The sequence below is a fragment of the Trichocoleus desertorum ATA4-8-CV12 genome (assembly GCA_019358975.1).
In the GTDB taxonomy this organism is placed as follows: domain Bacteria; phylum Cyanobacteriota; class Cyanobacteriia; order FACHB-46; family FACHB-46; genus Trichocoleus; species Trichocoleus desertorum_A.
Window position 1 is genome coordinate 1 of the sequence record JAHHIL010000084.1, and the last position, 12,420, is coordinate 12,420.

Below are 12,420 nucleotides of genomic sequence, written 5' to 3' on the forward strand. Positions count from 1 at the left end.
ATGTCATTGGAACTACAGTTGGGGCATTGCAGCAGAGGTTTAACCATCGATGAGAACACGAAAGCAAGCTTACCTCTCTATTGTCTCTCGTTCTTTTTTCTACGTCCTTTCCTAAATGGCACTACCGGCTGGGTCCTCTCCTGCCAATCGGTGGGGCCATCCAGGTTGGGCACAGGTGCCAGGGCATACCAAGCATCACAACCGGGTGGGGCCAGAGTGGGATCGGTCGCTGTCGGACGATGCAGGTAGAGCGAGAAGTCGGAGGCTAGGTGCTTGCGCTCGAACAAGTCCACCATCCATTCACGGTAACGCGGACCCATCAATATCTCATGGTGCGCCATTTGGTCATACCGGCGATTGGTCCCAAAGTACAAGACAAATAAGGACATCGAATAGCGCAGGTTTTGTACGTGGCGATCGCGATACTTGCGGCGAAACTGAGACGGTACCAAATTCAGGTAGGTCGAGGCCACATCGGCGTTGGTAACGACCGCATCAGATGGAAGCAGCTCCCCGCTCTTGAGCGCAATGCCCGTAGCCCGTTGGGTCTTAGCATCAATCAAAATCTCTGCCACTTCACAATTGAGCTGTAGCTCTCCACCCAGTTCTTGAAACAGCCGCACCAAAGCCTGGACTAAAGCCCCGGTACCACCCATGGCAAACCAAACGCCAAAGGCTTGCTCTAGTTTGTGAATCATGGCATAGACGGACGTACTTTGAAACGGATTACCTCCAATCAGTAGTGGGTGGAAGCTGAAAACCTGCCGCAGCCGCTCATCCTGAATATACTGGTTCACAAACCCTGCGACAGATTTGAAGGACTGCAATTGCAGCATATCCGGGGCAACCTTGAGCATATCCGTGAAGTGGCCAAAGGGTTGAGTCATCAGGGGCAGTCCTTTCTCAAACACCTGAGTGGATGCTTGGTAGAAGCGCTGATAGCCCGCCACATCAGCAGGACTGAACTGGCGGATTTGCTCTAGCAGGAACTCGCGATCGCCGTTGTAGTGGAAGACGGAGCCATCTTCAAAGCGGACATTGTAGAAGGGGTCAAGCGGTACTAAGGTGACGTAATCCTCGATGTTGCGATCGCTCAACTCGAAGAGCTCCTGAATCAAGTAAGGAGCTGTGATGATCGTAGGGCCTGCATCAAAGGTGAATCCATCTTGCTCAAACACAGAGGCACGCCCTCCGGGTTGATCCCGCTTTTCCACAACCGTCACCTGGTGTCCCTGCGCCTGGAGCCGGATGGCTGCCGAGAGACCACCCAACCCACTGCCAATCACCACAATCTTCATGCCACTTGCCCAACATCTGCCAAACTCATTAAATCAGAAGGGGATTTAAGTCCTTCAATCAATGATGCGATCAGACCCTGCTTTAGCTAAATTCATACCCGCGATCGACCCAGTAATGCCAATCTGCAATCGCCTGCTGAGTTTCTGCGTCTGCCTTTGGGGCCTCAAGCTGGATCAATGGAACTGCCAAAGTATCATCATCTTCCCACTCAATCTCTACAAACATTTCCTGCTCGCACTCTTCCTCGGGTGCCATCTTCACGACTGCTACCGTTGCTCCTTCCTGGAGAGGAGAAATACGTCGCTTGGCGGTACAACTGCGGTGAAGGGGAACTGCATTGTGTCCTGTAAATAGTAGTACCAGCCCATTGCCTGCTCTTCGGGACCATAGGCATCCACCACGATTTCCATCGTGATCCGTTCTTCTCGCTCTGCATCTTGTTCTAGGTTTGCCATGCCAAAATCTCTCTGCATTGCTGAATTTCTCTCTCCAGGTTAAAGCTGAATCTGCGATCGCTCGGGTTGGAGAAGAGGACAAAAACCAAACCGCAGCACAGGGTCAGCGGGATACCTTGCAGCTGGAGTTCAGGCGTTTTGAGCGCGATAAACTCACTAATCGCCTGCAATTTATTCATCTCCCGGGTTTCTAGAATCAGCGTGTCTTAAAACGTTAATTGAACATAGACATCAATACTATTGAACGCTGGAGCAAGGCTGACTTTACCAGAAAAGGCATGATCTAAGAAATGGTGAACCGGTTTCTGGGCAGATTTGTGAAACTGAATCCATTGTCCTTCCCCCTCCGGATTGGAATTCTAAGACGTCTCTACTTGAAATCCCAAATGATTCAGTTTCTGCTGAATGGCTTGAGTGCAGCCGTTGAGAGAACCTAGAGCGCGATTTCTACATTCAACTGCAGGATTGACCACCCAAAACTTAAAGCAAGTTTTGCCCTTCACTACTCGGCTATAAAGCATTTCTAACAGCAGCACGATCGCAATACCGGTAAACATGCCAACGATGACAACTTGCTTCGAGAGGGACAGCCCGACCAACGGATTCAACGACAATTGGGATAAGCGATAGGGAATCCAAGGAGACAGTCAATGTCTTGAACGTGCAATCACGAGGCACTACGACGAGAGGCGATCGCTGACTCCAACTTTGGACAACTAGCAGAGAGATACCACTCAACAGGTTGATGCGTTTCCCAACCCAGGAAAAGCTCGAGGGGCGCGATCGCCTAAAATAGAGCCAACTCGCCATAATCGGCAGAACCTCTAGGCCCGTGAAACCGGACGATAGCAGTGTTGGAAGAGCGGGAATGCGCTTTGAAACTTTTATGGTTGAGCCAGTCTTAGGGGTGCCGCTAGATCACTCTGATTCGATCGCAGCTCAGTTCGGACTCCAAATCACTAACCTTTCATCTCACAGGCAGGCTTGCCAGATAGTACAAGATTAGAGGTTCTCAGTTTACTCGTAGGGCCTTTCAAGAAGGAGTCAAGCTTAAGAACTCAATCTGTTGGGATTGCCAAGAAATAACCCTAGCCAGTCAGATCTAGAATATGTTCAGGCTTTGGCTGAGACTGCGATCGCAGTTTATTACCCTGGTTATATTCCTTGATTAGCCTTACGTTACAACAAAAGCCATGACAACAGAACAGAGGCTCGACAGTATTGATCAGCGCCTAGAACGGCTCACCACGATTTCTGAGCAGGTTGTGGCTCGAATTCAGGGCATTGATGCTAGAGCCGAAGCTATTTTTCTTGCTCTTGATCAGTTAAGACAACGTCAAGAAGCTAGCCAAAGTCAGATAGAGAGACTTGGTGAAGAGCAGCACAACCTCACGGCCTTAGTAGGTGCCTTGATTCAAGGGATCGACAGATCTGCTGCTGAAGCTGCTGCTGATCGGGCCGTAATGCAGCAGATGCAATCAGAGGTCAGAGGACTGCAAACCGAGAACCACCGCATTCTGGAATATCTGCAAGAGCAGCGGCGTGACGATGCTGGCAATGGAGGGTGAATGCTTGATCGAGCAGCATGATTCGGCATGCCAAAGCAAGTATTTTCCTAATTCTACAAGCTCAATATCATTCTGCTCACTCTGCGGTCTTGATAGAGATGGCTCTTTGAGCTAAAGAACTGCTTCTTGTGGCCCTTGGGATTGCTGTTGATCACGCCAGCTTTCCAAGCTTAACAGCTCACAACCGAGCCATCGCCTCTCCACTTTTCCCATTTAGAACACCTTCTTCCACGACCGACTCTAGTACGGCGCAAGGGCTATGCCACCACCTACGAAACCCACCTGAAAAAACATCGATTCCCATGTTGCTCCGTGATTTCTGCACCCAACCGATAATAGAAACTTAAACCACGAGTATTGCGAGCATCAGCATTCCAAGCCAGATGAGTACACTCATTTTCCTGACCAATTCGAGCAAGGTGCTCCATCAACACCGCTCCCGCACCTTGGCTTCTCCTGTGCTCATCCACATAGAAATCATCTAGCCAGATGCTGGGTTGGCCTGCAAAGGATGAGTATCTGAATCAATACAACGCAAATCCAACCGCATGTCCTGAAGACTCCGCAAACAAGACATACGCACAAGGGATGGCTCTAAAAAGTGTTTGACGTCCCTTATCCTCAGATGCTTGCAGTACACCAGAAAAGGCACCCATATTTCGTCAAATTCTGACTTCTTCTGAATGAACGAGAAGATGAGCGATACATCATCAGGCGTAGCAGATCTGACTCTCACTGAATTAATCTGTGCTGCAAAACTTTCTTCTACAGTTAAACTAATGCGATCGCTTGCCTCCACTTTTGAGTTGACCCCTTTTCACTTGAACCCCACTTATCCAAGCTCAAGGATCTAAAAACTCAATTCAAAGCTGATTCAAAATTTTTAGCATCCATTTGCCGTTGAAAAGCAATCCTAAAACAATTTAATTCCTATTTGATCAAGTCGGAACTGTGGAAATTCAAGTTTCCACTACTAAGGTTTATTCAGAACTTCTAAAGCTTCAGTTAGCTTTTGCCTAAGTTCTACCAGTTGTTCAGGGGAAGCGAATTGTAGCTCTTCCCTTGCGATTACAACACCAAGAGTCTTGATCAAAGACGTAATTTTCTTTGACTCAATTGCAGTGCTAGGAGCGTACTTTGCCTTGATATCAGTAACGAGTTCGCGGGTTTTGGCTACCGTCAAATCCTGCGAAAGAACCATTTGAGTCGCCTTAATCCGTTCTTTGGCGGCTATCTTCTCGTTGGTTTTGAGTACTTTTGCTGACAAGGTTGCCAGAATTAGGGCATGAGCCCCTTTTAATCCTCTTTTGCGAACCGCCTCCTTAAGATCGTCAGCCAAGGACAGCATTGGGAGAAGCTGCGTCTTTACAGAAGCAGGATTCAAGCCCATGTGCAAAATAGACAGCAACAATTTGAGCGCAAGATCATCTGTCACCTCCAAAGATTGCAACTTAGCAGCTTGGGCTTCCGAAGAAGCATCTACCAATTTACCTAGTTCTTTAATTTGTCCAGAACGTTCCATTGCTCGGAGACAAGTATTCAACAAAGTAAAGGCTTTAGCTGGATCAAGTTCCGTATCTTGTTTAACCTGCCGGAAGACTGCCTCTGCTTTGTCTAAAGGGTTTAGATCTTCAAAACCTAGAAACGTTTCAAGCGCACTTCGATGCAAATCATCGGGCATTGGGACCAAAACAGCCTTAATTTTTTCCCAACCTAATTTGAACTTTGCTGCCCGCCACCTAACCTCTCCATCAAAGATCAAGTAACGCCCATTTTCTTGGGGAATCAAAATAATCGGAACCGTTTGTCCTTGCTGTGTTAGAAACCGAACCTTTTTCTGAATCTCCGCATCTGTAATCGTTTGACGGGGTTGAGATGGATTTGGATCGATTAGGTCGGTTTCTACTTCCATCTCACCCGTTTGTGAGGTGAGTTGTTCACGCAAACGGGCCAATTCTGTCTCTAAATTAGGAGAATGCTTCGCTCTCAGCTGCTCGACTTCCGCTCGAAGCGTATCAATCTCCTTCTGCTGAGAGTGAGTTTGAACGGCTGATTTAAATTGATCTGCAATTTCAGGAAACTTTCTGGGCATGAGTCTTCTTCAGAATCGTTACCAAATCACGAGTAATTGCCTCAAAATCATCGCAGGCGGGATGCCCTGGACGATATTTATAGAGAGGTAAGCCGTAGGCAGACGTATTGACAAACTCTTTTGAGTATCGAATTGGAGGATAGACCTGGATATCTAATTGAGCCGCAATCTCTGGTAACTGTTCCAGATACTGACGGTGAATTGCTGCATCTTTGTTATAGATGCTAGGTACAATCCCCTGAATTTTGGGTCGGGGCTCTAGTTGGAGTTCATTGGATGCAGTAATACACCATGCCACTAGATCGGCTGCTCCACCAATCGATTTTGGCTCTAGTTGTACTGGGACTAAAACTAAGTCACTCGCACCCAAGGCATTTTCACAAAGCATCCCCAGCGTAGCGGGACAGTCCAGCACAAGCAGATCGCATGCAATGGGGTGACTTTGCAGGCGATCGCGCAAAGTATAGGAGCCTCGCCTTCGAGTTGCCAAGTCACTACTAACCTGGGCAAGATCGATATGGCTTTGACCCACTAAAACTTGCCCATCCCAAGCTGGTTTTAGATTCCACTCGCCTTTGAAATTCTTTGTACCCAGGATCTGAGACATTGAATGTTCAGCTTCAGCAGGAGGCAACCCACAGAAACGGTCTAAAGAATGCTGGGGGTCAAGGTCTAGGAGAGCAACAGAGAATCCTAGACGGCTTACCGCATAAGCCAAGTGGATCGCCAGAGTAGACTTTCCAACCCCTCCGGCATTTGCAAGAATTGAGATAGTCAGCATAAAACGATAGTAAGTGGAAATTTGAGTTTCCACAATTGTCAATATTAGAATATACAAAAATTAGTCACGAAACGTGGAAATTTAAGCTTCTACAGTCAATAAAAACTTACCTGGCTCTTGTATAAACCTGTTATTCCATCAAATTAAGGCAATCTTAGTCGTGATCGATGAGCCCCCTCTAGGCGAAAGTTATCCCCGTGGACAAAACCCTCGATCGCAGAAGAACCTTAATCGGGAGGGAAGGCAACCGCTGCATGGAGAAACGAAAAAGGATCGCTATGTCCGGGCAACCACAGAGGGATGGGAAGGCTTTAAGGAGGTTGCTCAGTCACTTGAAATATCAGCTTCTGAACTGGTCGAGCAAATCGGCAGAGGCGAATTGATTGTGAACCGTAAGCAAGACCTATTAGATTCTCAGGGCGATTAAACTCAGCCGGTTCATTCTTCAAAACCCCATGCTGATTAAGCTATGGGGTTTTGAAGTTGTATTAACACTCTTAGTAAACTAATCTTTTCTACAGTAGCCCGGTTATTATAGAAATATGAGGAACAGGAAATGGAGCGCCACAAAGGCTCCCGGCAACAGAACCGTACCGAAGCATGAAGCCTAGAGCGTAGCGTCACCTACAAAACCCCTCATTTTTACCATTCCCAAGGCACCCACCTAACGCCAATCTAATCGGGTGCCCTACTGACAATGGAGCAATTCAATTATGGTTTTTATTGATGATTGCCTGACAGATGAACGCAATGAGTGTGATGCACATCTTAAGGAAGCTCTATACGAGCGTTTCCTAGAAGGCAAAACTGATGCTGCTTTTGGCAGGATGCCAGAATACAACGATGAGGACTATCTAAAAGGGTACATAGCCGGAGTTAAGGAACTGCCTACTGATCCTGAAACCAAAAAAATTCAGCATTACAGTCTTTATAAACAATTCGCCTTGGGTTGGGTGGATGGCAACCCAGAATACCGGGATCAGTTCGGTGAGATCTAAAGCCTCTGGCGTAGCCAAACGGACTGCCCCAGTTCGCATTTCTCGCTATCTCAACATCTTGTCTTTCAGCCATTGTTTTACCCAAGCGCGTTGAGCAAATTGAATCCCCTGACCATCACCCGTCAACAGACCGATTTGTTTTAACCTTTTGAAGACAAGCGGAAAGTGGAAATTCAAATTTCCACTTTGATTCGTAAAAACCAGCTTATTCTCTTCGTAGTATGCACCAATCACATTCAAGCTATGCACAATGCTGATTTAGCAGAAGTCCGGCGCTTGCTGAGCTACCTTCGAGAGCAAGCCGTAGATTCACAAAATATTCCAGTCACTTCTGAAGAACTGCCACCACTGGCAAACTGTCTCATTAGCCGTTTGGTTGTGCAGAATCCACTGCTGAATGAAGTAATTCAAGAAGAGTTGGACAATCTACGCTACAAGCTCTTCTCGAACGAGTCTTGTGGAGCAAAAGGGTTTCCCAGAAGGATAAAACGATATACCCCCTCAACAGCAAATGAGGTGTAATGGAAAGTATCCATGCTGTTTTCCTGCTCGTGCTGGTAATCGCAGCACCAATCGCCCCACTATTCAACCGCAAACAAGCAGGGCATCGCCACGAGCATCACTACGAGCCTGATCAGACCGTTTCCAGAGAACGTAAACGAAAGCAAACACAATAAGCCTTCAGCCCTAGTCTGAGATTAAGGCTTCAATTTTTTAGGATTGAAATCCATAACCTACAATCCCTATCTCCCAAATTCGAACGATCTGACTCTCGTCATGGGTGGAACGATCCGCCAGGCTGGGGTTAGCTGCGAAGGGCTTCCCTATGTGATCGTCAAAAGTCAGGGCAAAACCTTTTATTTGTTTGTTCAATCCGATGCTGAATGTAATGGGGGAGGTTGCTTGAGCATCACTGAGAGATCGAGGTGCAATTCCTGAAAGTCTTTACATCACGATTCAGGAGCAGCTTGAGCATCACCCTACCTGGGATATCAACAGCTTTTTCATTGCTGTTCTCTGACTCTATTTTCAGCGAACAACCCAATCAACCTCTGAAATACCTCGAATTTATCTGGACTCATTGTTAGAGCGATCGCCACAAACTCCTTTCACTTCTTGATAAGACCCTTCAAGCACTAGAGATTTTTGGCATGAGGTTATGATGAGTGACTTATATCTCGATACATCAGCCCCAAATATCAGCCAGTGTCAACGGCATCTCGTCAATGCTCTAAGTAGCATTGGTATTCATTCCCAGCTTCAAGATCAACGAAAGATTCTTTTGAGTGGAAGTATAGCCGCTACTACTTGAACCAGCAACGAGGAATAAACTGGCAGTTTCTACTCGAGACCCCATCGAGTTTGCTGCCGCCACGCTACTTGTTGCTAACGAGCAGATTAAAGCAACCCTGTATGGGAGGTAGCCATGCAAAAATTCTATTTCTCTGGAATCACTTCCCAAGATGAGCGATCGATGCTAGAGCAGTCAGGAATCAGCAGCCTTCTGGTTGACCCCATTGATCTGAAGCACGTTATAGATTGGAACGGTTCTCTGGCTCTTGATTCTGGCGCGTACCGACAGTTTCGCCAAAAGCTTCTGGAGGTTGTTGATCTAGAGGAGTACCTGTTTAAGATTGCTCGGTCGCGAGCATTCGATTGGGTTGCTGCTCCCGATCTGTTCGCTGAAGCTATTTGGACGCTAGCACGATGGAATCAAATCAAGCAGTGGGGAATTCCAAATTTGATTCCGGTTTGGATGTGGGATGCACCACTACCCATCCTGCACCAGTACCTAGATGAATCTCCCCTAGTTAGTATTGGAGGTTGCGTTCCCTGGCTGCACCTCCAGGGCAAGGAAAACCTGGAACTCAAGCGAGAGAACCTTGCCAAACTTAAAATGCTTTGTCAGCAGCACCCGAATCGCTTTCATCTCTTTGGACTGTGCTGGGAAGAAGCGATCGAAGTTTTAACTCCCTACCTTCACTCCGCTGATTCGTCTCACTGGCTTTGCGGAGCCAGAAAAGGCCAGGTGATTTTTATGAACTCTCGTACTGGGCGGCTCAGTAAAGCACCCGCTAGAGCCTTGTCTTTTGCTAAAAATTGGAACCGTGAACAGCGATGTATTGAGAATGCAAAAGTCCTGGCTCAGTTTACTGCTGTGTAAGGAGAAAATCTGCATGATTGACTCTCAGAATCTAACTCGCTAGCTGGCAATGCTATACGAGCTCGACAGCCAATTGAGCCAGCTTTCTCAGGCATTTGCCCTAGAAGACCGAGAGCAGTTGGAAGAAGCGACCGCCCAGCTCCGTTATGCCAAATTGATCTGCTAAAAGCTAGAGGCTTGACTGATCTAGCTCGGCAAAAACCATATCTACGGGTAATTCAAAAAGGGAAGTTCAACCAGGCTGCTCCGTTTTGACCATCACTAATCAATCAGGAGATCTACAACACAATGGCTAGCTCCAACCTGTAATCTGAACAGTGATGCGTTCAAGATGCGATCGCTCAGGTCAGAGGCCCAAGAGAGGTTGCTTCTGCCTGCTTGCTTGCTGACTAACATCCTCATACTGTGACCAACGGCAGCAAGTCCGGCAAATACGCAGCAATCGCAGACAGCGCTCAGATCCACTTGTTCCTGCACAAGAACTTGATAAGTACTGGGGGTGAGACCAATCGCTGAGCGATCGCCCATCGGAAATCGGAATCAAAAATCATCCTGTTGGCTATCACTTGCGAGACTTCCTGAAAACACAAGAGCTTTGTATGATGCTCTTGAATCAAAATAGCTGACACAGCACTCCCTTATGGTCAATTCTTCTACGTCTCATCCTGCTTCCCCCAGCATCCTTGCTAACTTGCTCGAAGCCGATGCCACCCTCGCCACCCAAGAAGCAGAACTCACCACACAACTGGCAGCAGTTCGGGAGAAACGCCAAAGCCTCCAGAGTGTCATTGATTTATTTACCACCTCATCTCCCACTTTGACTTCCTCTCAGGCAGGAGAGGATACTGCCGCTCCTGCCGAGGTCCCCACAGAGGATATCGCTTCTGCTTCAGATACTTCAGCACTAACTCCTGCTCCCGCTGCTGAAGAGCCAGAGGAGGTAAAACCCAAGCAAAGCCGTTCTACTTCTAAGCCACAGGCAGCAGCGAAAAGCAGCAAAGCACCTCAAGGCCCTAAAGCAGGTAAGCCAGGAAAACGATCGCAAAACTGGCAGGATTACCTGCAACCTGCCTTCCGTCAAACTTCTCTACCCACCGCGATCACGGCTGTGTTTCAACGGCGGCCACAAGACCTCCTGAGTGTGCCTGACCTGGTTGATGAGATTTTTGTTGAGACTATCCCTCAAGACGTGCGAACTATTGCTCGCAACCGCATGTTAAACATTCTTTCCACCGGAGCTAAAGAGGGTCAGTGGTATCGGGGTCCTAAGGGCCGCTATAGCCTCTCGCAAAAAGTTGCAGAATCTAGTCGCTAGTCCATTCAAGTTCTATTGCGCCGCCGCGATCGCCCCAAAGCGCACCTGCATAGCGATGACCGCATCAGCCTGCTGCCACGCAGTAACAAAGCTAGGCAGCGGCTTGTGCTGAATCAAGGTCATCGTGGGGCAGATATCCCAATCGTGGCCCTTCACTTCGCTGTGAATCGGATTCAGAAGAGTCGCATTCCGTGCCCACTTTTCTCCTTAATCCTGCCGCCGCGCTTAGTCAGCCTGTAGCCCTTGTTCGACCTGACGCTGGAGTGGCAGAAATTCTTGACTATCACTCCTCACCTGAAAGATAGGCGATCGCACGAGACCCGCATCTACTCTGTTGAGTCTGGTCACTTGCTCAACCGCTCCACAAGTCACAAATATAGAGGACATTGGGCTCTCGCTGGAAAGGCGATCCGCATAAATGCTCGCTCGCCTCACAGCTTAATGGCACCATTGAGAATTTGCAGCGTCAGTTGCTATTCGTGTTACATTTATAGATAAGACAATGTGACACGAATAGCGATGCCATCCCTTCAAAGCTTGCAACAACGCCTCACAGCTTTAGAAGCTCAGATCGCAGGGTTGAAACAGGAGGGGGACTACCTCATCGGTGTGCGACTGGAACGCTCTGCTGCTGGCGGGACGGCTTCCCAAAGCGCCAAGCAAGACTTGAAGTATGCCAGATTAAGAGCAGGTCGAGGGAAACTACTCCCGAATGGTAAGAGGAGCATGTATGTGCCTGTAAGAGACATTGCTCGCTATGACGCGGCTTGCCGCCGAGGAGAACAAATTCAGAAACTCGAGCGCCAACTCAATCAACTACAAGCTCAAATCGTCAAGCTAGAACCGTCCCCATACCGCAGCTTGAGAGATGGTAAGCGTAAGCGCTTCGTGCGACAACAGAATTCAAAGTGCAATGAGACGCCATCAACCGCCATTCTGGAAGTCGCACCCCCTCCTGTGCCGATCGCGCCTGCTGCGATTCTTGTCCTGTACCGCCAACAGGCTAACGCTCCCGTTCATGCAGTCGCTGCCGAAGTGTGGCAGGAAAATCAACAGATTGCGGTAGTACCCGCAGTTCACTGTATGGGTCTCAAGGGCGATCGCGTCAGTGCGTATATCAAGGAAATGCTAGCATCCCTAGCTCAGCAGTTTGGCGTGACTCGCTTTGAAGATGTGATTAAGGAAGTACCAGTGGCCCAGTGTCCCATTAAACCCTGTCCCTTGAGAGTGTAGTGGATCAAGATGCCAGCACAGCCCTTCCAGCACCCTCTCACCCAGGCTATCGAGCAAGCGATCGCTAACCCCGCTGCGGCCAACTTGAAAGCGCTGTTGGAAGAATTAGAGCGCATCTTACCGAGTTTGCCGGAGGCGGAGCAATTACAGGTTGCAGGGGATGTACTGGCTCAGCTGATTGACATTTATGTCTGCCGAGCCGAGCAACTCCTCAATGCCTGGGAGGAACAATACAATTCCAGTCTCTGTGAACCTATCTTGAGCGCCAACTTGCTGCAAGAGGTGCTGCGGCATACCATGACGTTGAATCTGGATGAGATATGGGTAGCCGCAGAACTCAAACCACAGCTTCCTCAACCAACTGATACCGTTGTGGGTGCTGTCGCGTAAACGAATTTGCTGGAGTTCTTAAATCAAATCTACCCGGAGCAAGCTCAGCCCTCAGCCCTAGATGTGGCCCATGAGGAAGATATCCCCGCCTGGATCCAAGCGATCGCCCAATGGTTGCAGCAGCA

The 12,420-nt window shown here is 48.4% G+C and carries 16 protein-coding genes and 2 pseudogenes; 9 read left to right on the forward strand and 9 right to left on the reverse strand.

All coding sequences use genetic code 11. The features are described from left to right. Positions 1–77: 77 nt before the first annotated feature. The 4 genes and pseudogenes from crtI to KME12_27105 form a co-directional block, all read right to left on the reverse strand. Complete coding sequence (gene crtI / locus KME12_27090) at positions 78–1,298, reverse strand: phytoene desaturase (GenBank protein ID MBW4491430.1); 1,221 nt, start codon at positions 1,296–1,298, stop codon at positions 78–80. 82 nt (positions 1,299–1,380) lie between these two features. After that, positions 1,381–1,709: pseudogene (locus KME12_27095) on the reverse strand (calcium-binding protein). 32 nt (positions 1,710–1,741) lie between these two features. Beyond that, a complete protein-coding gene (locus KME12_27100) occupies positions 1,742–1,933 on the reverse strand; it encodes a hypothetical protein (protein ID MBW4491431.1) in 192 nt (63 codons plus the stop codon). A gap of 180 nt (positions 1,934–2,113) precedes the next feature. Beyond that, positions 2,114–2,311: a hypothetical protein gene (locus tag KME12_27105; protein MBW4491432.1), complete on the reverse strand. Its 198-nt coding sequence runs from the start codon at positions 2,309–2,311 to the stop codon at positions 2,114–2,116. A gap of 636 nt (positions 2,312–2,947) precedes the next feature. On the opposite strand from KME12_27105, the gene KME12_27110 reads away from it, so the two are divergent. After that, positions 2,948–3,322 (forward strand): hypothetical protein, encoded by a 375-nt coding sequence (locus KME12_27110; protein MBW4491433.1) that lies wholly within the window; start codon positions 2,948–2,950, stop codon positions 3,320–3,322. 269 nt (positions 3,323–3,591) lie between these two features. Here the strand turns inward: KME12_27110 and KME12_27115 are convergent. The 3 genes and pseudogenes from KME12_27115 to KME12_27125 all read right to left on the reverse strand — a co-directional run bounded on the left by KME12_27115 (position 3,592) and on the right by KME12_27125 (position 6,195). Next, a pseudogene (locus KME12_27115) lies at positions 3,592–4,058 on the reverse strand (GNAT family N-acetyltransferase). 237 nt (positions 4,059–4,295) lie between these two features. Next, the gene (locus KME12_27120) at positions 4,296–5,414 is read right to left on the reverse strand and encodes a ParB N-terminal domain-containing protein (protein ID MBW4491434.1); all 1,119 of its coding nucleotides are present in this window, start codon (positions 5,412–5,414) and stop codon (positions 4,296–4,298) included. Further along, positions 5,395–6,195, reverse strand: coding sequence for a ParA family protein (locus KME12_27125; GenBank protein ID MBW4491435.1), 801 nt, complete (start codon positions 6,193–6,195; stop codon positions 5,395–5,397). Before KME12_27125 ends, KME12_27120 begins: the two co-directional genes overlap by 20 nt. A 160-nt stretch (positions 6,196–6,355) precedes the next feature. On the opposite strand from KME12_27125, the gene KME12_27130 reads away from it, so the two are divergent. From KME12_27130 to KME12_27150, 5 genes are all read left to right on the forward strand, one after another. Further along, positions 6,356–6,622 carry a hypothetical protein gene (locus tag KME12_27130; protein MBW4491436.1) on the forward strand — a complete coding sequence of 89 codons (267 nt, stop codon included), beginning with the start codon at positions 6,356–6,358 and terminating at the stop codon, positions 6,620–6,622. Between the two features lie 286 nt (positions 6,623–6,908). Further along, positions 6,909–7,193, forward strand: a complete 285-nt coding sequence (locus KME12_27135) for a hypothetical protein (GenBank protein MBW4491437.1) — start codon at positions 6,909–6,911, stop codon at positions 7,191–7,193. 165 nt (positions 7,194–7,358) lie between these two features. Further along, on the forward strand, positions 7,359–7,715 hold the full coding sequence (locus KME12_27140; GenBank protein ID MBW4491438.1) for a hypothetical protein: 357 nt from the start codon (positions 7,359–7,361) through the stop codon (positions 7,713–7,715). Between the two features lie 391 nt (positions 7,716–8,106). After that, entirely contained in the window at positions 8,107–8,214 is a 108-nt protein-coding gene (locus KME12_27145) for a DUF2811 domain-containing protein (GenBank protein ID MBW4491439.1), read from the forward strand. Positions 8,215–8,619: 405 nt separating this feature from the next. Next, positions 8,620–9,357 (forward strand): hypothetical protein, encoded by a 738-nt coding sequence (locus KME12_27150; protein MBW4491440.1) that lies wholly within the window; start codon positions 8,620–8,622, stop codon positions 9,355–9,357. 261 nt (positions 9,358–9,618) lie between these two features. Here the strand turns inward: KME12_27150 and KME12_27155 are convergent, their stop codons facing one another. Further along, positions 9,619–9,885, reverse strand: coding sequence for a hypothetical protein (locus tag KME12_27155; protein MBW4491441.1), 267 nt, complete (start codon positions 9,883–9,885; stop codon positions 9,619–9,621). Positions 9,886–9,997: 112 nt separating this feature from the next. Here KME12_27155 and KME12_27160 point away from each other — a divergent pair, with 112 nt between their 5' ends. Further along, complete coding sequence (locus KME12_27160) at positions 9,998–10,672, forward strand: hypothetical protein (protein MBW4491442.1); 675 nt, start codon at positions 9,998–10,000, stop codon at positions 10,670–10,672. A gap of 225 nt (positions 10,673–10,897) precedes the next feature. Here the strand turns inward: KME12_27160 and KME12_27165 are convergent, their stop codons facing one another. Then, positions 10,898–11,059: a hypothetical protein gene (locus tag KME12_27165; protein MBW4491443.1), complete on the reverse strand. Its 162-nt coding sequence runs from the start codon at positions 11,057–11,059 to the stop codon at positions 10,898–10,900. 132 nt (positions 11,060–11,191) lie between these two features. Between KME12_27165 and KME12_27170 the strand changes: the two genes are divergently transcribed. Then, positions 11,192–11,905, forward strand: coding sequence for a hypothetical protein (locus KME12_27170; protein MBW4491444.1), 714 nt, complete (start codon positions 11,192–11,194; stop codon positions 11,903–11,905). A 9-nt stretch (positions 11,906–11,914) separates the two neighbouring features. Then, positions 11,915–12,295, forward strand: coding sequence for a hypothetical protein (locus KME12_27175; protein ID MBW4491445.1), 381 nt, complete (start codon positions 11,915–11,917; stop codon positions 12,293–12,295). The last annotated feature ends 125 nt before the right edge of the window (positions 12,296–12,420 follow it).